This window comes from Microcoleus sp. CAWBG58, assembly GCF_020883045.1.
Taxonomy (GTDB): Bacteria; Cyanobacteriota; Cyanobacteriia; order Cyanobacteriales; family Microcoleaceae; genus Microcoleus.
On record NZ_JAHRFA010000054.1, the window covers coordinates 22,962 to 49,556 of the forward strand.

30 protein-coding genes and 1 pseudogene are annotated in these 26,595 nt (G+C 46.1%); 10 read left to right on the top strand and 21 right to left on the bottom strand.

What is annotated here, in order from left to right; genetic code table 11:
* Window positions 1-218: 218 nt before the first annotated feature.
* From QZ918_RS33295 to QZ918_RS22035, 3 genes and pseudogenes are all read left to right on the top strand, one after another.
* Window positions 219-411, top strand: a pseudogene (locus tag QZ918_RS33295) (YkvA family protein); the annotation flags it as partial.
* A 460-nt stretch (window positions 412-871) separates the two neighbouring features.
* Window positions 872-3,238 carry a DNA helicase PcrA gene (gene pcrA / locus QZ918_RS22030; protein WP_293338359.1) on the top strand — a complete coding sequence of 789 codons (2,367 nt, stop codon included), beginning with the start codon at window positions 872-874 and terminating at the stop codon, window positions 3,236-3,238.
* Between the two features lie 138 nt (window positions 3,239-3,376).
* On the top strand, window positions 3,377-3,742 hold the full coding sequence (locus tag QZ918_RS22035; RefSeq protein WP_367275405.1) for a hypothetical protein: 366 nt from the start codon (window positions 3,377-3,379) through the stop codon (window positions 3,740-3,742).
* A gap of 128 nt (window positions 3,743-3,870) precedes the next feature.
* Here the strand turns inward: QZ918_RS22035 and QZ918_RS22040 are convergent, their stop codons facing one another.
* The 9 genes from QZ918_RS22040 to QZ918_RS22080 form a co-directional block, all read right to left on the bottom strand.
* Window positions 3,871-4,071 carry a hypothetical protein gene (locus QZ918_RS22040; protein ID WP_293338361.1) on the bottom strand — a complete coding sequence of 67 codons (201 nt, stop codon included), beginning with the start codon at window positions 4,069-4,071 and terminating at the stop codon, window positions 3,871-3,873.
* Entirely contained in the window at window positions 4,068-4,412 is a 345-nt protein-coding gene (locus tag QZ918_RS22045; protein ID WP_293338363.1) for a hypothetical protein, read from the bottom strand. Before QZ918_RS22045 ends, QZ918_RS22040 begins: the two co-directional genes overlap by 4 nt.
* A 426-nt stretch (window positions 4,413-4,838) precedes the next feature.
* The gene (locus QZ918_RS22050) at window positions 4,839-6,164 is read right to left on the bottom strand and encodes an FGGY-family carbohydrate kinase (protein ID WP_293338365.1); all 1,326 of its coding nucleotides are present in this window, start codon (window positions 6,162-6,164) and stop codon (window positions 4,839-4,841) included.
* Window positions 6,165-6,370: 206 nt separating this feature from the next.
* Entirely contained in the window at window positions 6,371-6,580 is a 210-nt protein-coding gene (locus tag QZ918_RS22055) for a type II toxin-antitoxin system HicB family antitoxin (protein WP_265234576.1), read from the bottom strand.
* On the bottom strand, window positions 6,580-6,834 hold the full coding sequence (locus QZ918_RS22060) for a type II toxin-antitoxin system HicA family toxin (protein WP_293338367.1): 255 nt from the start codon (window positions 6,832-6,834) through the stop codon (window positions 6,580-6,582). The genes QZ918_RS22055 and QZ918_RS22060 overlap by 1 nt, the downstream gene beginning before the upstream one ends.
* 112 nt (window positions 6,835-6,946) lie before the next feature.
* Window positions 6,947-8,368: a serine/threonine-protein kinase gene (locus QZ918_RS22065; RefSeq protein WP_293338369.1), complete on the bottom strand. Its 1,422-nt coding sequence runs from the start codon at window positions 8,366-8,368 to the stop codon at window positions 6,947-6,949.
* Between the two features lie 328 nt (window positions 8,369-8,696).
* Entirely contained in the window at window positions 8,697-10,532 is a 1,836-nt protein-coding gene (ilvB, locus tag QZ918_RS22070) for a biosynthetic-type acetolactate synthase large subunit (RefSeq protein WP_293338371.1), read from the bottom strand.
* Between the two features lie 348 nt (window positions 10,533-10,880).
* Window positions 10,881-12,173 carry an MFS transporter gene (locus QZ918_RS22075; RefSeq protein WP_293142623.1) on the bottom strand — a complete coding sequence of 431 codons (1,293 nt, stop codon included), beginning with the start codon at window positions 12,171-12,173 and terminating at the stop codon, window positions 10,881-10,883.
* Entirely contained in the window at window positions 12,160-12,327 is a 168-nt protein-coding gene (locus QZ918_RS22080; RefSeq protein ID WP_293338373.1) for a hypothetical protein, read from the bottom strand. The genes QZ918_RS22075 and QZ918_RS22080 overlap by 14 nt, the downstream gene beginning before the upstream one ends.
* Before the next feature lie 197 nt (window positions 12,328-12,524).
* On the opposite strand from QZ918_RS22080, the gene QZ918_RS22085 reads away from it, so the two are divergent.
* Entirely contained in the window at window positions 12,525-12,863 is a 339-nt protein-coding gene (locus QZ918_RS22085; protein WP_006633346.1) for a P-II family nitrogen regulator, read from the top strand.
* A 176-nt stretch (window positions 12,864-13,039) separates the two neighbouring features.
* On the opposite strand, the gene rdgB is transcribed toward QZ918_RS22085, so the two are convergent.
* The 4 genes from rdgB to QZ918_RS22100 form a co-directional block, all read right to left on the bottom strand.
* Window positions 13,040-13,630 (bottom strand): RdgB/HAM1 family non-canonical purine NTP pyrophosphatase, encoded by a 591-nt coding sequence (rdgB, locus tag QZ918_RS22090; protein ID WP_293338375.1) that lies wholly within the window; start codon window positions 13,628-13,630, stop codon window positions 13,040-13,042.
* Window positions 13,631-13,791: 161 nt separating this feature from the next.
* Window positions 13,792-13,929, bottom strand: a complete 138-nt coding sequence (locus QZ918_RS33160) for a hypothetical protein (RefSeq protein ID WP_367275408.1) — start codon at window positions 13,927-13,929, stop codon at window positions 13,792-13,794.
* Window positions 13,913-14,260, bottom strand: coding sequence for a thioredoxin domain-containing protein (locus QZ918_RS22095; protein WP_367275409.1), 348 nt, complete (start codon window positions 14,258-14,260; stop codon window positions 13,913-13,915). Before QZ918_RS22095 ends, QZ918_RS33160 begins: the two co-directional genes overlap by 17 nt.
* A 106-nt stretch (window positions 14,261-14,366) precedes the next feature.
* Entirely contained in the window at window positions 14,367-14,540 is a 174-nt protein-coding gene (locus tag QZ918_RS22100; protein ID WP_293338377.1) for a hypothetical protein, read from the bottom strand.
* Window positions 14,541-14,728: 188 nt separating this feature from the next.
* Here QZ918_RS22100 and QZ918_RS22105 point away from each other — a divergent pair, with 188 nt between their 5' ends.
* Window positions 14,729-15,685: a TolB family protein gene (locus tag QZ918_RS22105; RefSeq protein WP_293338379.1), complete on the top strand. Its 957-nt coding sequence runs from the start codon at window positions 14,729-14,731 to the stop codon at window positions 15,683-15,685.
* Between the two features lie 364 nt (window positions 15,686-16,049).
* On the opposite strand, the gene QZ918_RS22110 is transcribed toward QZ918_RS22105, so the two are convergent.
* Complete coding sequence (locus tag QZ918_RS22110) at window positions 16,050-16,715, bottom strand: metallophosphoesterase family protein (protein WP_293338381.1); 666 nt, start codon at window positions 16,713-16,715, stop codon at window positions 16,050-16,052.
* 228 nt (window positions 16,716-16,943) lie between these two features.
* On the bottom strand, window positions 16,944-18,371 hold the full coding sequence (locus tag QZ918_RS22115; protein ID WP_293338383.1) for a phosphoglucomutase/phosphomannomutase family protein: 1,428 nt from the start codon (window positions 18,369-18,371) through the stop codon (window positions 16,944-16,946).
* A 151-nt stretch (window positions 18,372-18,522) separates the two neighbouring features.
* Here QZ918_RS22115 and QZ918_RS22120 point away from each other — a divergent pair, with 151 nt between their 5' ends.
* Window positions 18,523-18,660 (top strand): hypothetical protein, encoded by a 138-nt coding sequence (locus QZ918_RS22120; RefSeq protein WP_293338385.1) that lies wholly within the window; start codon window positions 18,523-18,525, stop codon window positions 18,658-18,660.
* 165 nt (window positions 18,661-18,825) lie between these two features.
* Here the strand turns inward: QZ918_RS22120 and folE are convergent, their stop codons facing one another.
* The 4 genes from folE to QZ918_RS22140 form a co-directional block, all read right to left on the bottom strand.
* Window positions 18,826-19,560 carry a GTP cyclohydrolase I FolE gene (folE, locus tag QZ918_RS22125; protein WP_293142608.1) on the bottom strand — a complete coding sequence of 245 codons (735 nt, stop codon included), beginning with the start codon at window positions 19,558-19,560 and terminating at the stop codon, window positions 18,826-18,828.
* Between the two features lie 157 nt (window positions 19,561-19,717).
* Window positions 19,718-20,443: an SDR family oxidoreductase gene (locus QZ918_RS22130; protein WP_293338387.1), complete on the bottom strand. Its 726-nt coding sequence runs from the start codon at window positions 20,441-20,443 to the stop codon at window positions 19,718-19,720.
* Window positions 20,444-20,812: 369 nt separating this feature from the next.
* Complete coding sequence (gene accA / locus QZ918_RS22135) at window positions 20,813-21,793, bottom strand: acetyl-CoA carboxylase carboxyl transferase subunit alpha (RefSeq protein WP_293142602.1); 981 nt, start codon at window positions 21,791-21,793, stop codon at window positions 20,813-20,815.
* 87 nt (window positions 21,794-21,880) lie between these two features.
* On the bottom strand, window positions 21,881-22,054 hold the full coding sequence (locus QZ918_RS22140) for a hypothetical protein (RefSeq protein ID WP_293338389.1): 174 nt from the start codon (window positions 22,052-22,054) through the stop codon (window positions 21,881-21,883).
* Window positions 22,055-22,143: 89 nt separating this feature from the next.
* Here QZ918_RS22140 and QZ918_RS22145 point away from each other — a divergent pair, with 89 nt between their 5' ends.
* A complete protein-coding gene (locus QZ918_RS22145) occupies window positions 22,144-22,290 on the top strand; it encodes a hypothetical protein (protein ID WP_293338391.1) in 147 nt (48 codons plus the stop codon).
* Window positions 22,262-22,759, top strand: coding sequence for a tellurite resistance TerB family protein (locus QZ918_RS22150; protein WP_293142596.1), 498 nt, complete (start codon window positions 22,262-22,264; stop codon window positions 22,757-22,759). The genes QZ918_RS22145 and QZ918_RS22150 overlap by 29 nt, the downstream gene beginning before the upstream one ends.
* Before the next feature lie 206 nt (window positions 22,760-22,965).
* Here QZ918_RS22150 and QZ918_RS22155 read toward each other — a convergent pair whose 3' ends face one another.
* The gene (locus QZ918_RS22155) at window positions 22,966-23,988 is read right to left on the bottom strand and encodes a long-chain acyl-[acyl-carrier-protein] reductase (protein WP_293142593.1); all 1,023 of its coding nucleotides are present in this window, start codon (window positions 23,986-23,988) and stop codon (window positions 22,966-22,968) included.
* Between the two features lie 271 nt (window positions 23,989-24,259).
* Window positions 24,260-24,952, bottom strand: coding sequence for an aldehyde oxygenase (deformylating) (locus QZ918_RS22160; protein ID WP_293142590.1), 693 nt, complete (start codon window positions 24,950-24,952; stop codon window positions 24,260-24,262).
* Window positions 24,953-25,131: 179 nt separating this feature from the next.
* Here QZ918_RS22160 and QZ918_RS22165 point away from each other — a divergent pair, with 179 nt between their 5' ends.
* Window positions 25,132-25,950: a carbohydrate ABC transporter permease gene (locus tag QZ918_RS22165; RefSeq protein ID WP_293338393.1), complete on the top strand. Its 819-nt coding sequence runs from the start codon at window positions 25,132-25,134 to the stop codon at window positions 25,948-25,950.
* A gap of 240 nt (window positions 25,951-26,190) precedes the next feature.
* Window positions 26,191-26,448 (top strand): transporter suffix domain-containing protein, encoded by a 258-nt coding sequence (locus QZ918_RS22170; RefSeq protein ID WP_293338395.1) that lies wholly within the window; start codon window positions 26,191-26,193, stop codon window positions 26,446-26,448.
* Window positions 26,449-26,595 lie beyond the last annotated feature (147 nt).

Below are 26,595 nucleotides of genomic sequence, written 5' to 3' on the forward strand. Positions count from 1 at the left end.
AATTTTAGTCATTGGTCATTAGTCATTAGTCGTTAGTCATTAGTCATTAGTCATTAGTCATTAGTCATTAGTTTTTATAGCGGTTCTCAAGCGTGCCGAGGTATGCCCTATGCCCTATGCCCTATGCCCTATGCCCTATGCCCTATGCCCAATTAGTCATTAGTTTTTATATGCAATCCTTAAAACAAGCTGCCCGCCAACTAAAAAAAGAAACTTACGCTGTTTATTTAGCCAGTAGAGACCAGAGAGTGCCTTGGTATGCGAGAGTTTTAGCAGGTGTTACAGTTGCCTATGCTTTTAGCCCGATCGACTTAATTCCTGACTTCATCCCAATTCTCGGTTACTTAGACGATTTAATAATTGTACCATTAGGAATTTGGCTGGTAATCAAGATGATTCCGCCACAGGTTTTAGCCGAGTGTCGGGAAAAAGCAGTCGCTGAAATAGAGCGAGGAAAACCGATAAATCGGACAGTTGCTGCTGTAATTATTGCCATCTGGATCGGTTTGGGAATATTAGCTGCAATTTGGATAAAACAAATATTTAAACGTTAAAAACTAAAACTGGATAAGGTTCGTAGTGAGGACTTCAGTCCTTCTTAAGGTTCGTAGTGAGGACTTCAGTCCTTCTTAAGGTTCGTAGTGAGGACTTCAGTCCTTCTTAAGGTTCGTAGTGAGGACTTCAGTCCGCTCTCCGGTTTATAATCAAATCAGGACTAAAGTCCCGACTACAAACAAAAAAAAATGCAGATAATTAACTTAAACTGATATTATATTGTAGGGCGATCGCGCTCTACGTTAAAAAAACTCCCCGTATCAAACACTAAGTATTATTTATCCCTTAAAAAAATCCAACAACTAACTATCCAACTATGACTCAAACTACCGATCACCTCAGCCACCTCAACCCATCCCAGCGCCAAGCAGTCGTCCATTACAACGGGCCGCTGTTAGTAGTAGCGGGCGCCGGTTCCGGGAAAACCCGAGCTCTAACTTACCGCGTAGCTAACTTAGTACGCACCCACAGAGTCGATCCTGAAAATATTCTGGCGGTGACATTTACGAATAAAGCTGCTAGGGAGATGAAAGAAAGAATTGAGAAATTGCTGGCGACTCAGCAAGCTGAAGTGGAATATGGCAAACCTTTGGCAGATTTAGCGCCGGAAATACAGACGAAATTGCGATCGCAAATTTACCACAGAATTACCAAACAGATTTGGATGGGAACCTTTCACTCTCTGTGCGGCCGCATTCTCCGCTACGACATTGAGAAATATCAAGATGAAAAAGGCCGCCAGTGGAAGAAGAATTTTTCGATTTTTGACGAGTCAGATGCTCAAAGTCTCGTCAAACAAATCGTCACCAAAGTCCTCAACCTCGATGATAAGAAATTCGACCCGCGCAAAGTTCGCTACGCCATCAGCAACGCTAAAAATCAAGGTTTGTCGCCTCAAGAATTCCTCGCTGCCGAACCGGATTACAGGGGGCGCGTAATTGCCGATGTTTACAGCCGCTACCAAGATGCTTTAGCAGCTAACAACGGCTTAGATTTTGACGATTTAATTCTGGTTCCGGTGAAACTTTTGCGCCAAAACGAGCAAGTTTTGAGTTATTGGCATCACAAGTTTCGACATATTTTAGTAGACGAATATCAAGATACCAACCGCACTCAATACGATTTGATTCGGATGTTGGTTACGAATAATGTTGACCCGAAACAGTTTGATAAATGGCAAAACCGCTCGATTTTTGTGGTAGGCGATGTCGATCAATCAATTTACAGTTTTCGGATGGCAGATTATACCATCTTGCTGGAATTTCAACAGGATTTCGGCGACGGTTTGTCGGACGAGAAGACTCAGACAATGGTCAAATTAGAGGAGAATTATCGATCGCGCGAAAACATCCTGCAAGTCGCGAACCACTTGATCGAACACAATACCGAACGCATCGAGAAGGTTCTGCGCCCGACTCGCGAACCCGGATCTCCGATTGTGGTGTGGCGCGCTGACAACGAGTTAGATGAAGGACAATTTGTGGCTGGTCAAATTCAAACGCTGAAGCGCCAAAACTCGGAATACGAACACGGCAGTAACTTTGCGATTCTCTACCGCACAAATGCTCAATCTCGCTCCTTTGAAGAAGCGTTAATGTACTTGGATATTCCCTACAATATTGTCGGCGGTCTGAAGTTTTACGATCGCAAAGAAATCAAAGATATCCTAGCATACCTGCGGACGATCGCCAATCCCGACGATAGCGTCAGCCTCAAACGCATCATCAACACTCCCCGCCGCGGCATTGGCGACACCACATTTGGTAAAATCGAAGATGCTGGAACCCAGTTGGGGATTCCGTTGTGGGAAATCCTCAGCGATGAGTCTTCTGTAAATACTCTAGCAGGGCGATCGGCAAAAGCTATTATTAAATTTGCCCAAATGATCGATCGTTGGCAACAAAAACTTGAAACCACGCCCGCCTCGCAAATTGTCCAAGGAATTATCGAAGATTCTGGTTACATTGACGATTTAAAAAACCAAGGAACCGAAGAAGCCGAAAACCGGATCGAAAACGTTCGAGAATTGTACAACGCGGTGCTACAATTTGAAGAACAAAACGAAGAACCGACACTAACATCGTTCTTAGCCAAAGCATCTTTAGCATCCGATTTAGATGACTTGAAAGAAGACGATTCCCGCGTATCGCTGATGACGCTGCACTCAGCAAAAGGGTTAGAATTTCCCGTAGTATTTCTAGTCGGAATGGAACAGGGTTTATTTCCCAATTTCCGCAGTTTGGATGACCCGAAAGCGATAGAAGAAGAACGCCGTTTGTGCTACGTCGGCATCACTCGCGCCCAGGAATTGCTATTTCTCACTCACACTCGCGAACGGCGCCTCTGGGGAGGATACCGCGAACACTGCACGCCTTCGCTATTCTTGGGCGAGTTACCAACACATTTATTGGCTGGAAGTACGAAGAAAACTAAGACGGGAAAAACGGCTGCATCTCAGGGAAAAACTAATACTTCAGCAGCCAAGTCCGGGAATTATCAATCGGGGAATAACGGACAATTTGCAGAGTGGAAAGCGGGCGATAAAGTTTTTCATCATGCCTTTGGAGTTGGAGAAATTACGCACGTTTTGGGAGTAGGCGATAAAATTAATCTAGCAATTAAGTTTTCGGGTTTGGGCAGAAAAATTATCGATCCGAGAACAGCGAAATTGCAGCCAATCTAAGCAAAAACGTAGAATAAAAACATCAGCTTTTATGCTTTACCGGGTTCGTAGTGAGGACTTTAGTCCTTCTTTGTTGCGGACTAAAGTCCTCACTACGAACCTTTTTTACTATGGTAATCGAGCGGACATGATATCAACGTGTTTTCGGGTGAAGAATTTAATGTCGATATTGCTGTTGGACTTACAGGAGTTTGCGATTTTCTTATCAGCCGTTCCCCCGAACAATTAGACATTGAAGCCCCAGCAGTTGTGATGGTAGAAGCTAAAAAAGGAGATTTGAAAGTAGGTTTGGGTCAATGTATTGCTGAAATGGTGGCAGCCCAGAAGTTTAATGAAGCGAAAGGGCGATCGATCTGGGCCATCTACGGTAGCATTTCCAGCGGCACAGCTTGGCGGTTTCTCAAGCTAGAAGGGCAAAAAGTGACGATCGATCTTAGCGACTATCCCCTACCTCCCGTCGATAAAATATTGGGATTTTTAGTCTGGATGGTACAGCAAAATTAGGATTAGATTAAATCTGCTTCTCTTTTAACAGGCAAGATGCCTGTTCCACAAGAAAATTCACTCTTTGTGGAACAGGCATCTTGCCTGTTCCTAAAAGACTTATTAAGAATGATGCAACATCTCATATCTTATTCGATTACTTGAGATTCGACACGCCTGTATTTACCCGCCAAACGTTCTCGACGCTGGCGGCGGTTGTCAGCTTCAAATATAGCGATTAATTCATCCAGGTTTAGAGTCAAAGCGTCCAACTGTTCGCAGACTTCACGCATTTTTTCAACGTGTCGCTTTCTGGTTTCAGCATCGGGGATTCTAGGTTGTTGATTCATGGCAAATTCCAATCGATTTTAATTTCTCGGATAGTTGCTTCTGAGGCATCGACAGTCGCCTCTGTTTGTTCTATCGTTCTATACAGAAAGTTTAACGTATCCGCAGTCGCAGCGGGTTGAGATTCTGCCACTTGCTGCAAAAGCCTGTACAAACGATTGTAAGGGTTTCTCAACCTTTCCTTAACATTATCCAGGGATTCAAGTTCGGGGAGTGTCGCTTCTGTCTCGCCAAACTGCTGCATTAAAATATATTCTGTGGCGGTTGTCTCGTTGAGGAGTTCCACTAGCCGTCGCTGCAATGTGAAAATTGTGTTCAGGATGTCATCAGGTAGCTTTGCCATTGTCCTTACTTTTTAGGGATAACAACTTAACACAATATATCAGAAGGTTTGGGTGCATTTCATTTTAGTTGCGATCGAGAGCGATTGTACTCCTAATTTACCAGATATCAATCTGACTAAAATCATTCAGAGTATAAACCATCGAATCGATCGTGAAGTCGCCTTGTTGAATCCTCGAATCAAAAGTCCAAAGCCCCCTTAGGGAGCATCTCAGTTTTGTAAAAAGCATTTTTTATTTTAGTGCTGTCCCCGCTCGCCTATTGTACAATAGGCGAGCGGGGACGCTCGCACTGTAAGGGATAAAAATTAAATAATTTACAATTTCATGCTTCTTCTGCCCATCCCACAAACTTGTGTAAATTATTAAATTTGCGCTTCTAAATGCAAAAATTAGATGCTCCCGTCTCAACTCTCAACTCTCAACTCTCAAATTGATTGACTTCCCTGCTTCGCCAATAATGCACTTCCATAGGCAGCCGCAGTATGAATCGGCGTTTCAACAGGCACTTTCAAATACCGCTGACGAATCGCACTCCAAGTCGCATTTTTTGCACCACCGCCAGCAGTATAAACTTTAGTCAAAGGAGTTGCGCCCAACTCCTGTAATAATTGATATCCCCGCGCTTCAATCCGCGCGATGCTTTCTAGCAAACCGTGCAGAAATTCCACTGAATCAGTCGGACGCGGTTCGAGTTTTGGCGCCAAATTCGGGTCATTAATTGGAAAGCGATCGCCATTTTTTAACAACGGGTAATAATCCAGCAAACTCTCTTGTTTAGCATCGATTTTTTGGCTCAAACTATCCAACTCAGCATCAGTAAAAAAGTGTCGCAGCACCGCACCTCCCGTATTAGAAGCGCCTCCAACTAACCACAAATCGCCTGCCTGGGCGGGCATGGGGAGGGCGGGCACGGGGGCACCGCCCCTACAAAGGGGGGGGAAACGATGGCTGTAAATTCCGTATCTCGAATCATCTACGCGGGTATGACTTAACAGTTTCACAGCTAAAGTTGAACCGAGAGAAGTTACTGCTTCCCCGGGTGAATTGACACCGCTGGCTAAAAAGGCTGCGATGCTATCGGTTGTACCAGCACAAACTGTACAATCGCGGGGAAAACCGAAGCGATCGCCCACTTGAGCCCTCAATTCCCCCACAGGCGTACCCGGTGCGACAACTTCCGGCAATTTCGGCGTTACAGCGCCAGCAATTCCCTCGATTAGCCAATCGGGATAGCACAAAGTATCAACATCGAAACCGAGTTTTAAAGCATTGTGATAGTCGCTAATTCCTAATTTTCCGTGCAGCAAAAACGCCAGCCAATCGGCTTGATGCAGGAAATAAAGCTGGCTGGTAAACCCTCGAAAGTCTTGCCACCACAGGAGTTTGGCGAAGCTGGATGTAGCGCTTAATACTGTGTGGTTGGCTGGTGCGATCGCCCGTAACGTCTCTGTCACCGCTGCACCGCGCCCATCGTTGTATAAAATCGGCTCACATACGGGTACACCGTCAGTATCGCACAACATGACTGTGGAAGATGTGCCGTCAAGGGCGATCGCGCTTACCTGATTGCGGATGGTTGCGGGGATTTGCTCAATTAAAGCCCACAGCGCGTTTTGCCACACCGAGGGCAATTCCGGCTGTTGTGCGCCGGCAAAAGTGCATTCTGTCTCGCAATGGATTGTACCCTGGGAGTCGATGATTGTCGATCGAGCGCCCGTGGTACCGAAATCTATTCCCAAATAAAGATTCATTTATCACTCCCGCGAATTTTCCCATATCTCAGAAACCGGGTTTTTTTACGAAAATTTTTCGTTGTCACCCACAGATTATATAAAAAACCCGGTTTCTTTGGCCTTAGTGCGTAAGTTCACGGGTTAAGCATGGGGGCGAGAAACCCGGTTTCTACGAGTTTTGCGTTGAGTGACGAGAAATATAGAAAGAAACCGGGTTTCTGAGATTATCGTGCTTCGACATATTCACATAGCGTAGTTGGTTCGGGAATGGGTAAACCTTCCTCTCGCAACCCTTCTAAGTGAAATTCTATTGCTTCTTTAATTTGCTGCTGTATTTCGGCAAGGGTTGCGCCTGTGGCTGCACATCCGGGTAAATCTGGCGCGTAAGCTGAATAGTTATTGGGTGTTTTTTCAATCACAATGGCATAACGCATTAGTTGAGATCCTCATCTTGATGATTGGTTTCGACTTCGTTAGGTTTTTGTTGCTCTTTAACTTCTTTGAATTGAGCTTGTTTGAGAATATTATTGGATGTACCAGGAGCCAAATCGTCAGATAGTTTACCGGGAACTGTAACTAAACCGGATTTGGTAGGATGTTTGTACTGGCGGTGACTTCCTCGCGTTCTAGCTAGATACCAACCGTCTGCCTCTAGTTGTTTAATGATATCTCTGACTTTTGTTGGCATTTATTATTAATGTAAGTAACAGGTATTGAAATGACTAAAAGCCGATTACTTCGTAGAAAAAGGTTCGAGAATAAATACTTAAAAAGGGGCTGAAATTGCTATAGATTACAGCTTACAGCTCTTGATGCGAAAGAAGAGAGAACCACACAACCAACCCCAACCACCCCAACACCCCAACAACCCAACCCAATCCTTCTCCCCCCCACGCAAACACACGCGCACACGACGGGAGATGACCCCGTGGTGCTTCCAGATTAAAGGTTAAATCATCGTACTCCAACCAACCTTTCCTCCCCTTTCTCCTCTTTCGCCAACCGACACGATCGCCTAGCTTGCATTCAGTATCCCAATCAACTTTACCGCCTACTTCCAACCAGATTTTTTTCTGGACGCTAAAGCCAAAGTGACCCTGACTGTATTTTACCCACAATTGGTCGAGCGTCCGCAAATCATCGCCAGGAAAATTCTCGATCGAGTTCGTATCGAACCAACCTTCCTTCTCCCGTCTAGCAGCTATTAACATCACCTTGAATGTTTCCTGATCCGCCTCTTTCCACTTTCCTGCTGCTAATAAATCCCGCAGACGAGTATAGTCAACACCCTGCGCTGATTTAAGCGAGTCTGGTGGCGGTGGAGGTGTTTGAGGTGATAATTGAGGTGATTGAGAAGCAAGATCCTGCAAAACTTCAGTAGCAGATTGATAACGTTTTTTAATAGCAGGTTGTATCATTTTATCTAAAATCTGACCCAGTTCCGAACTGACAGATGTTTTTAAGTGTTCTCGCCACACCCACTCAAACTCGCTATCATCGAATAAATCAATCGGTTCAACCTCAGTTAACAGACACAGACAAGTGACACCGAGACTATAAATATCACTCGCATGAATAGCTTTGCCCTTGGCTTGTTCTGGTGCCGTATATCCAGCCGTCCCGATCCTCGTTCCCGTTACCGCTAGAGCCGTTTGTGTCGCATATTTCGCGGCACCAAAGTCAACGAGAACCAGTTGACCATCTTGCCGAAAAATAATATTTTCTGGCTTGATATCTCGGTGAATAACTTGGCGAGAGTGAATGAACTCGAATACGGGCAGTAAGTTATTAAGCAAGTTGCGAATCTGCGTTTCGCTAAAATATCCATGAGATTTTAATGTTTGGGCTAAATTTTCACCGTCGATGAATTCTTGGACTAAATACTGCCGTTCATCTTGACTAAAATATGCTAATAATTCGGGAATTTGAGAATGTTTACCCAACTGTTCTAGGCGGACTGCTTCAAGCTCAAATAATTCAGCAGCTTTCTGGATACTAGAAGTGCCTTGAAGTTGGGGGTAGAATTGTTTAATAACGCAGGGAGGTTTTGAGGGTTTATACTCGTCAATAGCTAGAAAAGTGCGCCCAAATCCCCCTTGTCCAATAATTTTTTTGGCTGCGTAGCGATCGCCCAATAGCAGTTTATTCCCACATTTTTGACATAATTTTGTAGAGCCCGACGGGTTTTGGAATAAGCAATCAGGGTTTAGACACTGGCTCATAAAATATGCTTATAAATTACAGATTCAAGCTCTCGATGCGATGCCAGCGGACATGGTTTTAAATGTGAAACAGCAGAGCCGGGTAAGGACATCGCATTGCCGATATGTGTCAACTTAAGTCTGAAACCTTTGTATCTCTCGCTTTTATCCTCTTGCCAGATCCCCCTAAATCCCCCTTAAGAAGGGGGACTTTGAGATCGCTCCGGTTCCCCCCTTCTTAAGGGGGGCTAGGGGGGATCAGACCTCGGCGATTGTTAGCAATCTATGACTGAGTTTGACCTTAAGTTGAGACTAATAAGCAATGCCTGAGTCCCCACTCAAAACAGAGTTAAACTTTCGTCCCGCACTCAGGACAAAACTTATTGCTCGAAACATTCTTCGCGCCGCAACTCGGACAATAAATCAACTCCGCAGATTCCAATTTACTGCGTTCCGGCAAACCAACCATTTGAGCGTTGCTCTTACCTGGAACTACCATCGGATAGCAGTTTTCGTCCCTCGTTACCTTGACGTTCATCAACACAGGGCCGTCGTAAGCAAGCATTTCGCCGATCGCACTTTGCAACTCATCCGGCCGCGAAACCAGCATCCCCTTCACGCCGTAAGCTTCGGCCAGCATCACAAAATCCGGCATTCCTACAGTCATGTTCGACGACGAATAACGCTCGCCGTAGAACGCCTGCTGCCACTGCCGCACCATGCCCTGCCAGCCATTATTTACGATCGCAATCTTGACATTAATGCCATATTGTGCTAGGGTTCCCAGCTCTTGAATATTCATTTGGATGCTAGCATCGCCAGCAATACAAATCACTTGCTCGTTGGGTAGCGCCATTTTCGCGCCCATCGCCGCCGGCAACCCAAAACCCATTGTTCCCAAACCAGCGCTCGAAATCCAGCGGCGCGGCCCGTTGTTTAAGAATTGAGCCGACCACATTTGATGTTGACCGACATCCGTTGTGTAGTAAGCATTCGGCGCTTGAGTCGCCAACTCCCAAATCACCTCTTGCGGAGACAAAATCTCTGGATAGTGCGGTACAACTAACGGATAGTCCTGTTTCCAGCGATCGATCCTGTGCAGCCATTCCCCAGTTTGTCCGGGAGTTCCCGAAACACCAGTTTCCCGACAGCGACGCAGCATATCCATCAAAACTTGCCGGACATCTCCGACAATCGGCACGTCTGGGCCGCGATTTTTGCCGACTTCCGCCGGATCGATATCGATGTGAATCACCTTAGCCCGCGCGGCAAACTCGTCTAGTTTTCCCGTCACCCGATCGTCAAACCGAGCTCCGACAGCAATCAACAAATCGCACTCGGTAACGGCAAAATTAGCGTATGCAGTGCCGTGCATCCCCAGCATTTTCACAGACAGAGGATGGTTTTCATCAAAGGCACCTTTGCCCATCAGCGTTGTCGTCACCGGCAGTTGGAACATCTCGGCGAGTTCCTTAATTTCCTCGTGGGCCCCGGCTGCGATCGCCCCGCCGCCCACATACAGCAAAGGACGCTTCGCCTCCGTCAGCAAATGAATCGCTTGACTGATTTGCCGGGGATTTCCCTTGACTGTCGGGCGGTAGCCAGGAATTCTCACAGATCCGGGTGTGACGGGGAGATAGTCAAACTCTTCTAAACCAACATCCTTGGGCACATCAATCAACACCGGGCCCGGGCGTCCCGTACTCGCGATGTGGAAAGCTTCAGCGACAATTCGCGCCATATCTCTCGGATCGCGCACTACATAGGAATGCTTGACAATTGGCAGCGTAATGCCGTAAATATCAGTTTCCTGAAACGCATCAGTGCCGATCGCCGGACGCGGAACTTGACCGGTAACAACCACCATCGGGATAGAATCCATGTGGGCCGTCGCAATCCCCGTCACCAAATTAGTTGCACCCGGCCCGGAAGTCGCGAAACAAACCCCAACTTGTCCGGTAGCGCGGGCGTAGCCGTCAGCCGCGTGGGCTGCGCCTTGTTCGTGCCGCACCAGAATGTGTTTGATCCCGCCGCTTTCTTCAGCGCGGTAGAGCTCGTCGTAAAGCGGCAAAATTGCGCCACCGGGATAACCAAAAATATGCTTGACGCCGTGGCGGATCAAGCTGTCGATCAAAGCAAATCCACCAGTTGCACGTTTGACGGCTACTTTAGTTTTTAGTTGCACAGAATTTTCGTCCTTAAAGTAATTATGATTTTTAATGAAAGCTTGGATACTACTTTAATCTCAATAATCAAACTCTCATAATTTAACTGCTAATATTTTACAAAAAGTTTCGCGAGCGATGTGCGATCGTCCGATCGCGAAATTGTGAAACAGCAGAGGAAGGAAAGAAACAGGAAAATTGCCGAAGCAGAACAGCGGGCGGTTGGAAACCGCTGCGACACAGACAAAACCCGCCTCCGTTGGTTAAAAAACTGACGGTTAAAGTTACCTTATTTTCGACCGTTGGCGTCCGGCGGACATTGTTTGTGTAGACGCAGTTTCAACCCTACGTCGGATCTAGAGATACTCTTAAGTCTTTAATACTTTGCGGGTATGGTACCAAGCTGCCAGGCCCATCACTGGAACTAAAAAGCCCAAACTCAGCAGCACGATCCGCAAGCCGAGGTCATCCGACCCGACGGCTTTGCTGACAGCATCCGTCAGCGGGCCAGTCAGTGCTAAAGGCAAGCTGAGAGCAATATTAATCGCATTGTTCTCCAAGCCAAAGACTTTTCCCCGCATAGATTCGGGAGTTTTTTCTTGAATCAAAGCTTGCATCGGGCCGTTAATTAAGGAAGCGCCAAAACCGAACAGAGCACTCAATCCGAATCCCAGCCAAAGCTGTCTGACAAAGGCAAACATTCCCAACACAAAACCCATCATTACGAAACCAATTAATGGCAAAGGTTTGTTGTGCATTCGATCGCCCCAGTGGCCCAAAAACGCCGCACCGAAGACCATTCCGATGCCCGCTGCAGCCAGCAAAAATCCAAATTGAGTTTCTTTGAGACCTATTTTGCCCGAAAGTGCGATCGCCAGAACTTGCAGCGCCGCAAACACCGAATACAAAATCGTCAACTGCACCATCGCGTTGCTAATCAGGCGATTGTGCTTCAAATACCGCAAACCTTCTTTAAAGTCTTGCCAAGGATGAACATTTTTGCCACTGCTACCGCCGCGATTTTCTTTAATGTGCATCAAGTAGAGCAAACCTGCTGAGATCAGGTACAACCCGCCCAGGAAAAACTCTTGAGAAGCTGGCCCGTAGCTGTGTTTGAGCCAACTAAATATCGGTTCGCCGATCGTCATTCCGACAATTATCCCGCCCATGGTGGACGAGGCGAACAGAGCATTTGCCGACATCAGTCCCTCTCGCCCCACAGCCAGCGGGATTGCCGCCGCCTCTGCGGGAGCAAAAAATTGCGTTACGGTAGACACTAAAAACGTGAGTACCAACAACACCACAAAAGTTTTGGGCAAAAACGGCAAAGATCCAATCAACACCGCTCGGATCGCGTTGCAGCCGATCAGCATTTGCTTTTTGGAAAAGCGGTCTACCACGATACCGGCCGCCGAACCAAAGACGATCGCCGGCAGCGTGTAGGCGATCATCACCGCTGACAGCATCGAATTTTCCGAATGTTGCCAAGAAACGGGCCAGGGTCGGTAGTCGCCTGTTTTAAGCAGAATAATCAGCAATACGTAAAAGATTTTATCCGCCACTTGGGCCAACAACTGGCCAGTCCACAAGGTGAGGAAGGGGCGATTTCTCAGTAGGGCATCAAGCCCGCTGCGGTCAGGGGGAGGGCTAGCTGGGTGCATAGGAATAGTTTAACTGACCGCTTCTGGCAATTATAGTTTTCAGCAATACGTGCAAATCTGACTTGTGCAAAGCGGAAACCGGGGAAAAATCCTGTCTCCTGCGTTCTTTTTCTGTTTTAGCAGATCGGCGACGGAGGGCTTGGGTCTTTTTCACTCTAGCGCGATCGGTCTATCCCCGAGCTCCCGCACCCCGGAAAATCCGAGAACATTGTTAAAGGTTGGCGTGCGTTCGATCGCGAGTACAACATAAGGTAGTATATTTGACAAAATACTTGCTATTGGCAGCGATCTTAAAAGATGTCACGCCGATTAAGTAATATAACGAAAGTAGTAATGTTAGGAGTGAGAAACTTGAAAAAGGTTGAAGCTATTATTCGCCCGTTTAAACTTGACGAAGTGAAAATCGCACTCGTCAATGCTGGGATTGTGGGGATGACTGTTTCTGAAGTTAGAGGTTTTGGCCGTCAAAAGGGCATGACAGAACGCTATCGTGGCTCTGAGTACACCGTTGAGTTCTTGCAAAAGCTCAAGGTCGAGATTGTTGTCGAAAACGATCAGGTTGACATGGTGGTTGATAAAATTATCGCTGCTTCCCGCACGGGCGAGATTGGCGACGGCAAGATTTTCATCTCTCCTGTAGAACAAATTATCCGCATTCGGACAGGAGAAAAGAACCTGGAAGCAATCTAATATACTGGGGCATTGGCTTGCGCAGGGCATTGATCGTCTGTCAATTGACCACAATAAATAAGTAAGGTTCGTAGTGCGTCCTGGCGTCCGTAGTTTCAGAGCGTCCTGGCGTCCGCACTACGAACTGTTTTTGTTATGACTTGAGTCCGCAGTCTTAGAGCGGACTGAAGTCCGCACTACGAACTAATGACTAATGACTCCATTTGTGGTAATAGAGCCTGGAATGCTCGGCCACGGTGTGAGTGCGATCGCTTAATTTCCGGTGTCATTTCCGCAAAAGTCTGTTGCTGTTGAGGCACGTAGAAAATCGGGTCATATCCGAAACCTCCCGTACCGCGAGGAGAGTGCAGGATTTCGCCGCGACAAATTCCTTCTACTTGCAGGGCAATTGTACCGTCGGGACGGGCGATCGCGATCGCGCACACAAATTGTGCTCCCCGGTTTGGTTCGGTTCCCAATTCTTTAAGCAGCCGAGATATCCTGTCAGCATCGGTTTTTCCGTAGCGCGCCGAGTAAATCCCAGGTTGACCGTCAAGTGCATCTACCATTAAACCAGAATCATCGGCGATCGACCATTCACCTATTGCTTTAGCGATTTCCGAAGCCTTCAAGCAAGCATTAGCGATAAAAGTCTCCCCAGTCTCCTCAATTTCCAACTCTTCCGGTTTCAGTTGCAACTCCCACCCCAAATCCTGAAGATAAGCCTGCATTTCCTTAACTTTGCCGGGATTGCTGGTGGCGACAACGAGTAATTTGCGATCGGTCATAATTTCAATTAAAACTTTCCATAGACATTAACTCACATTTTATAGCATTCTCAATAAGTCTTTTATGGTCGGGCTAGAAGCCCAACCCACAAATAAGAAAATTCATTGCTTGTGGAACAGGCCGGAAAGCCTGTTGCTGACAATGGTGAAACATCTCAGTATTAACTCACATTTTGGGAAAATGGTTGCAGCAAAATCCCCAAAATCTTATCAACCTCTTTAATATAGTATTCAACCGGATCGATAAACAGAGTAGTTCCTTCCAAAATCAAGAATTTCCAGTTAGTACCAGTCGTCACAGCACCGGCGATCGACCTCAGTACCTTGATTTTGATTAAAGCATTGAGCAGCCACCATTGCCGCCGCGCATTGTCCCAACCCGCCAATAATATCTTCTTTTTTCGCTTCAAAGATAGTCACAACGGTCGCACTGATAAACAATTGTTCCTGAGAACCGCTAATCAAATAATCACAAAATCCTTGCAATCCCCTGGCTGGATCTACAGTAAAATCCTTGCCGGAAAATAGCGAAACACGCTTGTTTAACAGCCACCTAGCTTCTGCCAAAATCGGAGCAATTAAAAATTCCGATCGAGCCTTTTCTGTCGAAATAGCAATTGCTAAAGGCACTTCAACAGTTGACAGTTGACAGTTGACAGTTGACAGTTGACAGTTGACAGTTGACCTCGGCCTAAAAGTCAGAGGATTGGAGTAATGAATAGTCTGATTTTAATTTCTACGCCCATGGGTTTCGGCTTTCAACCAATTCTTTCTGGTAATCATCCAAAGTAGTTGTTAAAATTTCCGACGGTGCAACAGAAGGTGTAGCAGCAAATAAATCGCGCGTCTCATCCAAAGTTAAGCCAAAATCGTCTTTAACTCTAGCAAGGCTGAAATCGCTGTATGCCATCTTTTTAGCTCCCAAAATTAATTGCGATCGCCAAATATGACAGTCGAGGGATTGTCACAATAAAATTATATATCTCAGGCTTAAATTATAGCATGAAAAATATGCGATCGTCATAAATTATGCGCCTTTCTAAAATTCACCTTTTAGCTTTTTTTATAATTGCAGCAATCTCCGTTCATAGCTGTACAATGCCCGATGAATATGCAGCCTATGAGGTTATGGGCCCACCAGTCTGGTCGCCGGATAGTCAGCAAATTGCTTTTGTAGCAACCCACGGCAAAAATGAAAAACCGTTTATGAACTGGGAAATCTATAAAGTCAACGCCAACGGTACAGGATTGACTAGACTTACCGACGATCCAGAAGCGGATGTTGACCCAGCTTGGTCGCCTGATAGTCGGCAGATTATCTTCTATTCAAATCGCAATTTCAAGCAACAAGAAGGAAATAAAAATTGCTGCGGTAGCCTTTATACAATCAATTCCGACGGTTCAGAACTCACGCAAATTACCAAAGATATTGGCTGGGCAAAAAATCCCCAATGGTCGCGCAGCAGCAATCGGATTGCCTTTGAAGCAGAAGGAAAAATTTATGCAATCAATCCAGATGGTAGCGGTTTGGTGAAGCTAGTTGATTTGGGAAATAACAAAGGTGAGTCAATTACCAATTACTCTCCTATATGGTCGCCAGATGGAAAAAAAGTTGCTTTCACAAACACTAAAATTGAAATAATTAATTCAGACAAAACCAATAGAATTTCGCTTTTGTCAACCAGTCAAGATTATGCACCGTCTTGGTCGCCAGACGGCAAAAAAATCGTCTACAATCGCGGCATACATACAAGCGATGGCAAACGACAAAAAACTATTAGTCAAGTTTGGCTTGCTAATGCCGACGGTTCGGGAAAACCTCAAAAGATAGCCGATGGTGCTAGTGCTGTGTGGTTGTCTGACGGTCGAATTTCCTTTAGCTGTCCTTCAAAAATTCAGCAAGATGGTACCGAAGAATCGTTTATTTGTGCGATGAATGCCGACGGCTCGAATTTGACTAAATTAAAACCTAAAGTTCGTTTTTTGCATGGTCACCTGATGGTAAAAAGATTGCATTTATTCCTGATTCATATCCCGATGTCAGGCTTTATGTGATGAATGCAGATAGTTCTGGGTTATTACAATTAGCCGGAAAACCTGAATCATCTAAGCAGGATAAGACTGGCGACAACTAGGAATATTTTTTTTGACCGCAGAGGACGCAGAGAACACAGAGAAGATGAAGGGAGAAACAAGTGAAAATAAATCTTTTATTTCAAAAACTTTTGCTATTAATTGTCGGGTTGTTAATAAATCTAATGGTTTTTTTGATTATAGATTTTATTTTAAAATACGGCTTTGCTGCACTGTTCAATTTTGCAGCTATTTATCCTTTCTTGGGTGTTCCTATTTTTCTGATTGTATTGATTGCTTTGTGTAGTTTAGTTTATGTTTTGTTGAAGAAGGACTAAAGTCCTTACTACAAACAATCTATTAAACTAACTGTTTCTGCTGCTTCGATCGCAGAATCTTCCAAAAACTTGTAGAATTGTACAAATTGTTCGACAAAATTAATGACCACAAAACCCTGCTCGTGTCCGGGTTTTAACGTGCCAGCGTTTATAATAGTTAAGTTGCCAAAGTGTCGAACCATCTTACGATTTGTATGACCGTTGATGACATATCTATATTTTCCATCTCGAATTAAGTTTTGCAGATCTGTATTTGCTTGAATGGCATACCCATAATCATCAGGATTGAGGCGAACCATATCATTTTCCCCAAGCCCGTGACATAAAAGTGCTAAACCATGAGGTGTTGGAAATTCCCTGGTTGCAGGAAGAGAACTTAAAAATGAATGGGAAGCAATCGAAAGGGAATCGGGCTGTGTAGCATTTTTTAGATCTCGCAGTTGATTGTTTAATAACCATCGATCGTGATTTCCTGAAACTGTTAAAATTGCTTCGCGCCTCAAGATATCGCAGCATTGATTAGCGTCACCTAAACCATCAACAATATCTCCGACAGAAAGGATCTTGTCAACATTTTGGGATTTGAGAAAATCTACAGATTTCTTTAACAACTGTTCCTCAGTGTGGATATCACCGATCGCACCTATAACATTGAAGTTTTTGTTTGCAATCATAGTTAGTAAAGATATTACTCACCGACGATTAAATTTTAACAGCGGACAATTAACAGCAAAATCATTTGTATAATTCTTGTAGGGGCAATCCCCCCGTGGTTGCCCGATCGATCGGAGAGGGCGGGCACGGGGGCACCGCCCCTACACATATTCATGAATGATTTAGACTCGCTATAGATTGGGTTTTCGTTGTCAACTGTCAACTGTCAACTGTCAACTGTCAACTGTTTAACCTTTCTGCGCCCAATCCTTTGCCCAATTCAAGTTTTGCATCACTTCTTTCAAAGTCGCAGCTTCCGAATACAAGCGCAACACTGGTTCAGTACCGCTAAACCGAATTAACAGCCAACTTCCGTCAGCTAAACGAAATTTATATCCGTCAACTTTGTTGCAATCTACAACTGCTTTCCCCGCTATTTCTGTGAGAGGTTGATTTTGCAGCAGCGACAGCAAACGCGCTCTTTCTGCCATGCTTGCTAGATGCAAGTCAATGCGATCGTAAGCTGAAGTAAAATTAGTCTCTGTTTGCAGTCGGCGATAGATGTCGCTCAAATCTTCCCCGGATTTGACAACGGCTTCTAACAAATACAGCGCCGATAGCAAAGCGTCTCTTTCGGGAATGTGGGTTCCGTAGCCGATTCCGCCGGATTCTTCGCCGCCGACTAGGACTTGGGTGGTTAACATTCGATCGGCTATATACTTGTAACCGATCGGCGTTTCAAACATTGGTAAGCCGTAAAGTTCGGCAATTTTGGGCATGATGTCGGAACCGCTGACTGTTTTGATGACTTCTCCGCTCAAGCCGCGCCGTTTGGCTAAGTGTTCGATTAATATAGGAACTAGGATTTGCGAACTGAGGAAGTTTCCGCTAGAGTCAACGGCTGCAATTCGATCGCTATCTCCGTCAAATACAAATCCGATCGACAAACCAGATGCTTTTCGCTGGTGAGTCCGCATCAGGCGGAACAATTGCGACAGGTAGCGTGGCAAAGGTTCCGGTGCACCGCCTCCAAACAGCGGATCGCGATCGCTGTTGACTTCTTGCACAGTTTCTTCTAATATTTGAGCTAATCCGCCCGCCGCGGCGCCGTGCATTACATCTACAAATACCGTAATTTTCCCAGATGCGATCGCCCCCTTAATCGCTTCAATATCCACCATTTCCCGCAAGGTTTTGCAGTAAGCCGGCCAAGGATTGAAATTTTCCAATTTTCCGGGAGTTGCTGAAAGTGCCGCCGGATTTTCGAGTTTTGCTTCTATCTGTTGCGTAACTTCGGGCGAAACTGAACCGCCAAATCCGCCCTTGACTTTTAATCCTAAATATGCACCGGGATTGTGGCTGGCTGTCAGGACGATCGCACCCAAAGCATTTAACTGTTTTGCCGCCAAACTAAAAGCCGGAGTTGGGGCGTAGGATTCGCTGAGGAGCACGTCAAATCCGGCGTTTTGGACTGCCACAGCCGCGTTTTTGGCAAAATCTTCAGCCAGAAATCGGCGGTCGTAACCGACAATTACAGTCCCACTGGTGGCATTATTGCCGCCAGTTTGTGCGAGAACTTGTGCTGCTAGGGGAGCTACCAACGCTACGCGATCGAATGTAAAATCGTCAGCAATGATGCCGCGCCAGCCATCTGTACCGAATTTAATAGGATTCATTTAGTCACAAGCCATAAGTCACTCGTCTATTTTATGAGCTTATTTGGCGATCGTCAGTCGATTTTAGATTTTAGATTTTAGATTTTAGATTTACTTGCAGCCTTGAATCTGGCAGCTTGAACAACACTCTAAAATTTTGGGAGCTCCATTTATGGACTGTACGTGGTACGGTACCCGTTTTGGGGCTGGTGAAAAGTCATCATTAGTCAGCAGTCATCAGCCCAATCACAACTGTCAACTGTTAACCGACAGCCGACAACTGATATCAATTCCGGCTGTACCGGAATGATTTAACCGCAGAGAACGCAGAGAACGCAGAGGAAGAGAAGAGAGAGATGAATACAGGACGACACTAACGGATTTGATATGACAACTGTCAACCGACAACTGACAACTGACAACTGTCAACCGACAACTGTCAACTGTCAACTGTCAACTGTCAACTGTCAACTGACTAAAAGAATGCCGGTTGGTGGCGGATCAAATTCAGGAATTCTTCGCGAGTTTTTTGTTCCTCCTGAAACACGCCCAACATCGCACTCGTCACTGTCCAAGCACCGGGTTTTTGCACGCCCCGCATCGTCATGCACATATGGCTAGCTTCCATTACTACAGCCACTCCCTGTGGTTCCAATATTGTCTGAACTGCTTCGGCAATTTGGCGCGTCAAACGTTCTTGTACCTGCAATCGCCGGCTGTACATTTCGACAATTCTCGCTAGTTTGCTCAGTCCCACTACTTTTTGGTTGGGAATGTAAGCTACGTGAACTCGACCCATAAATGGCAGCATATGGTGTTCGCACATACTGAAGGCGCTGATATCTCGCACCAGTACCATTTCGTTGTGACCTTCGTCAAAGATAGCGCCGTTGAGGAGTTCTTCGAGGGATTGACTGTAACCGCTGGTGAGAAACCGCATTGCTTCTGCTACCCGCTTCGGGGTTTTGAGCAATCCTTCGCGTTCGGGATCTTCTCCTATTCCCAGCAGCATTGTCCGAACGGCTTCCATCATTTCTTCCTGACCTATTTCTGAGGCTACGGGAACGTTGGATTCTTGACCGTGGGAGGAATTGCGATCGGGTCGAGTGGCGATGCGGGGCAAGTTGTTATCGGCGGTTGCGGGCTGTTTCATGGTGTCAGTTGAGATTGAGTTTGAGCCGTTCGTACCGTTATTCGATGCAATTGTCATAAAAAGTTGGTGTGAGGATGAATCTATTTTCGATTTTCGATTTTCGATTCGGCATATACCTATCGATTTTCGATTTTCGATTTTCGATTGAGGGATAGAACGAGAGATTTAAAGATTGTTGAATTCGATAAAAATCCAGCTTTCTACAATCTCAAGTTCACAAAATTCCGGCGTTGGACATGAGCGTCATTTCTTCAATGACTGCACTTGCCGGTAACTGAACTGCGTGCAGGATTGATTGGGCGACGATTTCTGGAGTTAACATCGCGCTGCGATCGAAGTCGGCTTGCACGCTGTCTGTGTCCCACATGGGAGTGTTGACAGAACCCGGACAGATGGCTGTGACGCGAATTCCGCCAGCCCGTTCTTCGGCGGCTAATGTCTTGGACAAAGCCATGAGACCGAATTTGCTGACGCAGTATGCTCCCCAGTTGGGGAAGGTTTGGGTGCCTGCGATCGAGGAAATGTTGATGATGATTCCCGATCGCCGATCGCGCATTCCCGGCAAAATTCCTAAAATACACTGCCAAACGCTAGTAAGATTGAGGTCTAGAACGTTCTGCCAGTCGGCTAGGGGCGTTTCGGTCAACGAGCCGGTGTAGCCCATGCCAGCGCTGTTGACCAGGATATCTACGGGGCCGAATTGAGCTGCGATCGCGCTGATGCTGCTTTGCACTTGCTCAATTTTTGCCAAGTCTAAGGGATAAGCTTCTGCTTTCACTCCGAATTCTCGGGCTGCTGCGGCAACGGCTTCTAGGTTTTCTGACTCTCGGCTAACTAAGGCCAGATTTATGCCAACGGCAGCGAACGCTAGAGCCGTCGCTTTGCCAATACCGCTGCTGGCTCCGGTAATCAGAGCCTGCTTTGTTGTTCGATCGTTCATGAGCGTGTCCTGATCGTTCCTAATTTTACGGAAAAACACGGAAATTAGTTGGCAAGTGCTACCTTGACGCCCGCGAACTACTAAACCTTTTATCCCATTGCCAAGGCATCTGGGACTACTTTTCGCATATTTTCGATCGGCAACTACCCGTCAAGCGTTGCAGTCTGTTTCGGCAAATCAGACAACTGTCTGCTGCGGGTGATAACAATTGATTATGAGAGAAACATTAAGAACTGTTAAGCCGATCTCACCTGAGAAATTATAACACTGCTGACAGATTCGCAGAACAGTCAGCAGTGAGTTATTAGTTATGAGTGCGAAGTTAAGAAATTTGTAATTCACAACTAATAACTCAAAAGAGCGATCGGCTCAAGCAACCTTTTCAGTGAACACACCGATGTCGCGGAATTTTTGATACCGGAGATCGCGCCGCTGCTGGCCGGTGAGCTGTGTCAGTTCTGCTAAGTTTTCCAACAAAGCTCCTTTGAGCATAGCCGCAGCTTTCAGGGGATTGGAGTGCGCGCCACCAACGGGTTCGGGTACTATCTGATCGAGAACGCCGAGGTTTTTCAAATCCCAGGAAGTAATTTTGAGGGCTTCGGCGGCTAAGTTGGCTTTACCGGAGTCTTTCCAGAGGATGGCCGCACAAGCTTCGGGGGTGGCTACGGTATACACGGAATGTTCTAACATTAACAGCCGCTCGCCGACGCCGATACCTAATGCGCCGCCGGAACCGCCTTCGCCGATGACAGTGCAAATAATCGGAACGTCGAGGCGAAACATTTCTCGGAGGTTGCAGGCGATCGCCTCTCCCTGTCCGAGCTGTTCGGCTTCTAAGCCCGCCCAAGCCCCCGGAGTGTCGATAAAGGTGAAAATTGGCATACTGAAGCGATCGGCGTGTTCCATCAACCGCAGGGCTTTGCGGTAGCCGCCGGGAGCTGCCATCCCGAAGTTGCGGGCGATATTGTCTTTGGTGTCGCGTCCTTTTTGATGGCCGATGATGACTGTAGGACGCCCGTCTATGCGGGCAATTCCGCCGACGAGGGCGGGGTCGTCTCCCCCGCGCCGATCGCCGTGAAGCTCGATCCACTCGTCGCTAATTGCCTGAATGTAGTCGAGGGTGCTGGGGCGGCGCGGGTGACGGGCGAGTTGCAGGCGCTGCATGGGGGACAAGCTGCTGAAAATTTCTTGTCGCAGTTGGGCGGAACGAGCTTCGAGTTTGCGAATTTCGTCGGTGACATCGACGCTGTTTTCTGCGGCAAGTTCGCGAATCTGGTGAATTCGGGTTTCGAGTTCGGCCAGTGGCTTTTCAAAATCTAGGAGTAGTGGTTTGCGGTCTGGGTTTGCCACGCTGATAATTTCTATAGGGTTTTTAACGTGAAAGTCGATCGACTGTTTCCCGATCCTACCCTGTCAGGTGTTGCTGAAAAAGAGGGTTTATCGGAAGTTTTGAATTTTGAATTGTGCTTTGCTTCGCAACCAGAGTTGAAAACCTGAGGCTTGAGCCTCGTTTTTTGCTACACTATTTTTGCTTAATCCCAGAGTTTTACCAGAAAGAATTGGTTTAAAGCCAGAACTCTTGTAGGTAGAAATTAAAATCAGACTATTCATTAATCCAATCCTCTTGCTTCCAGGTAGCTGTCAACTGCTTTCGGAGTCAACTGTCAAACGATTTTGGATTGGGGAGTGAAGATTTTTGATTGTCAACTGTCCCGGCTCAACAGTCAACTCTTCCTTCTTCCCTCTTCCTTCTTCCTTCTTCCTTCGTGACAACTGTCAACTGTCAACTGTCAACTGTCAACTGTTTAAGCTACCCCTATGCCCGCCCACAGCCACAAAAGACCTAACCCTGCTGAATTGTTCCAAAGCGCAAAAAGCGATACAAGTGCGATCGAACTCAGTCCGTCGGAAGCTTTGACAGCTATTTCAGTCTTAGCTGTTGCCGCCGACGGTGAAATATCCGAAGCCGAAAGACAAACCCTTGCCGCCAATCACATTCGCTTGTTCGGCTCTTATTCTGGCGAACACTTCCAAGAACTATTTAAGAAAGTTCTGAAATTGAGCAGTCAGTACACTCCGGCCGAAGTATTTGCCGCAGCTAAAAACGCATTGAATGCTCAGCTTCGAGAAACAGCTTTTGCAATTGCCACAGATTTGGTTTTGGTAGATGGAGTTTTCACAACCGAGGAAAAAGATTTCTTAGTTGAACTTTCCCAAGCTCTCGACATCTCAGAGGCAATGGGCAAAAAAATCATCGAAGTCATGACCATCAAAAACTGCGGGGACAATTTGATGCCAGCTCAATCTATTGAATAAGTTGAGCGATATACTACTAGATCGTGTCTGTTAAATAAACGTTAGCTGTATATTTTTGACCGAGGGGCACTCTTTGTGCTGGCTGCCAAAAACTTTTCTTCGAGTTGTGCGATCGAACACAATCTTAACTCTTAACTCTCAAAAAAAAGTTACTGGTTATTGTCAGAAAAACTTTCCTCAATAACCAATAACCTCAACAAATTACATCAAAATGACATCAAAGGTCGGAAACCGTGCTTAACGGAAATTGCGCCGATTTGCTCCATCTTTTCTACAGTAATTTGATTCCGTCCCCAAGAAAAATTGGTGTACAACTTTTCAAATTCCAGCAGCATGGATTCGGCAAAACAGGCAAATAACTGCCGGCCCGGCACATCCATATTCACAATCTTCATAATCTTCCACTCAATATCGAGGGAATGCTCCACAATCCCGCCATTGAGTACGTAAATTTCGGGATGCTGAACCTGAGTTGCCAGATTTTTCGGATAACCACCGTCAATCAACAAACAGGGTTGCTTCAATGTCTTCGGGTCAATTTCTACTCCCTTTGGCATACTGGCTACCCAGACTACAATATCCGCTTGGGGGAGAGCTTCTTCCAAATCCATGATTTTGCCTCGTCCCAATTCCGATTGCAAATCTTGCAATCGTTCTTTGTCGCGGGCAATGAGCAACAATTCTGCTACATTAGTTTTAACATTCAGCCAGCGGCAGACAGCACTGCCAATATCCCCAGTAGCACCACAAACCGCCACAGTAGCTTTTGAAAGTTCAATCCCCAATTTGGGGGCTGCTTCTTCTACTTGGCGGCAGAGGATGTAAGCCGTGTGGGTGTTACCAGTGGTGAAGCGTTCAAACTCCAACTTTAGATTGCGGATTTGCTTAATTTGCTGCAAGTTGAAGGTTTCAAAAATGATCGAAGAAAAGCCGCCTAAAGCAGTGATATTAATCCCGTTTTTTTGAGCGTGTGCCATCGCGTTAATGATTTTGCGAGTGGCTGCTTTGATCCGGCGAGTGGCTAGCATTTCTGGTAGAAAACACGACTCCACATAGCGGCCTTCTATTTTTTGCCCGGTAATGCTAGTGACAGTGATATGATCGACTATCTGGGGCGGTGCGCTGCACCAAAAATCGAGCCCTTGATCGGCATATTCTGGATAGCCCAGCTCGTTAGCTACTGATTGGGCGTGTTCTAAGCTGGTTAAGTGACCGATTAGACCAAACATTAAGTTGTCAAATGAAGGAAGAAGAAAGATGTCAGTTGACAGTTGACAGTTGACAGTTGACAGTTGACAGTTGTTAGTTGTCAGTTGTTAGTTGTTAGTTGTCTGTTGTCAGTTGTTAGTTGTCAGAAGGGAAATTAATTTTTTTTAATTTAGTTCCCGTTCTTTATTTCCAACTTGATTGGGGTACAAGACCTTGTAATGCAGAAGGAAGAAGGGAAAATTAAAAGGTTTTAATTTTTAATTTTTATCCCATTCCTTATTTCCAAATTGATTAGGCTGCGAGGCCTTGTGCTGACATCCGCATGATGTCGCGGTTGTTAAACCCTATGTTACCCAGGGCTTCGCCGTAGGCAATCATGAAGTCTTCGATTAAGGCGTCTTTTTCCATTCCCAAAACGCTAGCATCGTCTGCGACAGAGTTTAGCAGCCTCCAGATGATGGGCAGGTTTTGGCGGTTGGCGGCTTCGAGTTCAGCTTTGGATTCTTCAAAGTGAGCTTGCAGCCAGACTTCCCCAAAGTTGAGGTGGCTGTATTCTTCTTTGACGACGCCTTCGGTGATTTTGCGGGCAAAGTCATCGGCGACGGGAATGTAGATGTTGTAGGCTGCGATCGCAAAACACTCGATAATGAGTGATTGAATCAGCAAGCAAGTTACAACCTTACCTTGGGCGGATGCCGTTTGGAAGTTGCTGTGCAATTCCGAAAAGAACTCTTTGGCAAATACCATATCCGGCGTGACTTTGAGATTCCGGCCGCAAGCTTGGAAGCCTTTCATGTGGCGGTTCTCCATCTTGGACAAGCCAATTAACTCACTTTTTTTGTCAGCCAACATTTCTGCCAGTTGCAGGTAATTGTCGTGAGCTTCTTGTTCGCCTTCAATCACTATGGCGTTGATGCGGCTGTAAGCGTCTTTGTAAGTTTCGGTTTGAAAGTCAATTGTTGGGCTGGCCTCAAGCTGGGGCATAGATATGTCGTCTCCTCGTATAACCTTGTAGGATGTTTGGAAACCCCTTTAAATTTTGGGGTCGCGTGCACTACACTTTACCTATTTTCGACTAAAAATTTACGGTTGTGTGGGAATCTGGAAGGCGATCGGGTTTGAGAGCCTCACAAGCTTATTATTTTAGGTTAATTCACAAGTTTATGCGTAAATCGTGGGACAGGTCTCAAGCACTGGAACTGCTGAGTTTTATTTTGTTGCTAGTGGGGGCTGGGCTGGTGCTGCTGCCGCTGGCTGCTGTTTTTTGGGCTTCTATATCACCATCGGGTGTGGATGTCAAGGCCACAGGTCTGACTTTTGGGAACTATCAGGAGGCTTGGCGCCGGGGTAATTTTTTGTTGGCATTTCTTAATTCTACTCTAGTGGCGATCGCAGTTACTGCTTTTCAGGTAGTGACTTCTGCTTTAGCTGGTTATGCTTTGGCCAGGCTGAAATTTCGGGGGCGAAAAGCCTTTGTTTTGGTGGTTTTAGCGACGCTAGTGATTCCGTTTCAGCTTTTGGTGATTCCAATTTTCATGGTTTTGAAGTGGGGCCATTTGCTGAATACTTACGGGGCGCTGATTTTACCGACGGCGGTTAACGGTTTCGGAATTTTTCTGCTGCGCCAGTATTTTCTGACAATTCCGGTGGAGTTGGAGGAAGCGGCAATGCTGGATGGGGCTAACCGCTGGCAGGTATTGTGGCAGGTGATGTTGCCGTTGGCGCGCCCTGCTTTGGTGACGCTGTTTTTGTTTACCTTTATCGGCGAGTGGAATGATTTGTTTAAGCCGCTAGTTTTTACGACGAGGCCGGAGTTGCGGACTGTGCAGTTAGTGTTGGCTGAGTTTCAGGAACAGTTTACTAGCAGTTGGCAGTTGTTGATGGCGGCGGTGGTAATTGGGACTGTGCCGGTGGTGTTGCTGTTTTTGGCGGGCCAGCGGCAGTTTATTCGGGGAATTGCAGCGACGGGAATTAAGAATTGAGTTGGAAATGGAAGGCAAACCGTAGATGCTATAGCCTTTCGAGATCCCATATTAGGTACGACTGGGCATAGGGAATTGGGCATAGGGCATAGGGAATTGGGCATACATCACTTTTTTTGAGAACTGCTATAGATTAATGCAGATAATTTCTAGATACTTGGAGACTTTGGCGAGACTTTCTCTATAATTTCAGTTAGGGCTACCGCCGTGCAATATAAAATTATCCAGTAAATGAAATCTATGCAGAATCTGCAAAAGCTGGGTTGGTTTTTATTTATTGCATCTTTTTTGCCCTGGCTGGCAATCTTGTTTGTTATACCATTCCTACCGCTGAGCATAGCCGAAAAAACACAAATAGATGTTGTTTTAGCTGTGCTAGCCGAAGTTTGTTTTTGGCTGAGCGTGGTAATTTTGGGAAAAGAAGTAGTTACCAAATATCGGCGTTATTTGAATCCCCGCTATCTTTGGAACAAAATTAGAAACTTTAACCGCAGATAAACAGGAATTGACGCAAATTTGGTTCGTAGTGAGGACTTTAGTCGAATGGCACTGAAAAAGGCTTAATCACCTTCGTAGTTTAGCTTTCAAGACAGAGCGAGGTTCTTGCATTCGAGGATACGGTTTCGGCCTTCGTTTTAAAACTCT

Bases quoted from the DNA above. Each gene is read 5' to 3' on its own strand.
- pcrA (WP_293338359.1), top strand. From the start codon at position 872: ATGACTCAAACTACCGATCACCTCAGCCACCTCAACCCATCCCAGCGC.
- QZ918_RS22040 (WP_293338361.1), bottom strand. From the start codon at position 4,071: ATGAATCAACAACCTAGAATCCCCGATGCTGAAACCAGAAAGCGACAC.
- QZ918_RS22045 (WP_293338363.1), bottom strand. From the start codon at position 4,412: ATGGCAAAGCTACCTGATGACATCCTGAACACAATTTTCACATTGCAG.
- QZ918_RS22050 (WP_293338365.1), bottom strand. From the start codon at position 6,164: ATGAATCTTTATTTGGGAATAGATTTCGGTACCACGGGCGCTCGATCG.
- QZ918_RS22055 (WP_265234576.1), bottom strand. From the start codon at position 6,580: ATGCGTTATGCCATTGTGATTGAAAAAACACCCAATAACTATTCAGCT.
- QZ918_RS22060 (WP_293338367.1), bottom strand. From the start codon at position 6,834: ATGCCAACAAAAGTCAGAGATATCATTAAACAACTAGAGGCAGACGGT.
- QZ918_RS22065 (WP_293338369.1), bottom strand. From the start codon at position 8,368: ATGAGCCAGTGTCTAAACCCTGATTGCTTATTCCAAAACCCGTCGGGC.
- QZ918_RS22075 (WP_293142623.1), bottom strand. From the start codon at position 12,173: ATGCACCCAGCTAGCCCTCCCCCTGACCGCAGCGGGCTTGATGCCCTA.
- rdgB (WP_293338375.1), bottom strand. From the start codon at position 13,630: ATGACCGATCGCAAATTACTCGTTGTCGCCACCAGCAATCCCGGCAAA.
- QZ918_RS22100 (WP_293338377.1), bottom strand. From the start codon at position 14,540: ATGGCATACAGCGATTTCAGCCTTGCTAGAGTTAAAGACGATTTTGGC.
- QZ918_RS22105 (WP_293338379.1), top strand. From the start codon at position 14,729: ATGCCCGATGAATATGCAGCCTATGAGGTTATGGGCCCACCAGTCTGG.
- QZ918_RS22110 (WP_293338381.1), bottom strand. From the start codon at position 16,715: ATGATTGCAAACAAAAACTTCAATGTTATAGGTGCGATCGGTGATATC.
- QZ918_RS22115 (WP_293338383.1), bottom strand. From the start codon at position 18,371: ATGAATCCTATTAAATTCGGTACAGATGGCTGGCGCGGCATCATTGCT.
- QZ918_RS22120 (WP_293338385.1), top strand. From the start codon at position 18,523: ATGGACTGTACGTGGTACGGTACCCGTTTTGGGGCTGGTGAAAAGTCA.
- folE (WP_293142608.1), bottom strand. From the start codon at position 19,560: ATGACAATTGCATCGAATAACGGTACGAACGGCTCAAACTCAATCTCA.
- QZ918_RS22130 (WP_293338387.1), bottom strand. From the start codon at position 20,443: ATGAACGATCGAACAACAAAGCAGGCTCTGATTACCGGAGCCAGCAGC.
- QZ918_RS22140 (WP_293338389.1), bottom strand. From the start codon at position 22,054: ATGAATAGTCTGATTTTAATTTCTACCTACAAGAGTTCTGGCTTTAAA.
- QZ918_RS22150 (WP_293142596.1), top strand. From the start codon at position 22,262: ATGCCCGCCCACAGCCACAAAAGACCTAACCCTGCTGAATTGTTCCAA.
- QZ918_RS22155 (WP_293142593.1), bottom strand. From the start codon at position 23,988: ATGTTTGGTCTAATCGGTCACTTAACCAGCTTAGAACACGCCCAATCA.
- QZ918_RS22160 (WP_293142590.1), bottom strand. From the start codon at position 24,952: ATGCCCCAGCTTGAGGCCAGCCCAACAATTGACTTTCAAACCGAAACT.
- QZ918_RS22165 (WP_293338393.1), top strand. From the start codon at position 25,132: ATGCGTAAATCGTGGGACAGGTCTCAAGCACTGGAACTGCTGAGTTTT.
- QZ918_RS22170 (WP_293338395.1), top strand. From the start codon at position 26,191: ATGCAGAATCTGCAAAAGCTGGGTTGGTTTTTATTTATTGCATCTTTT.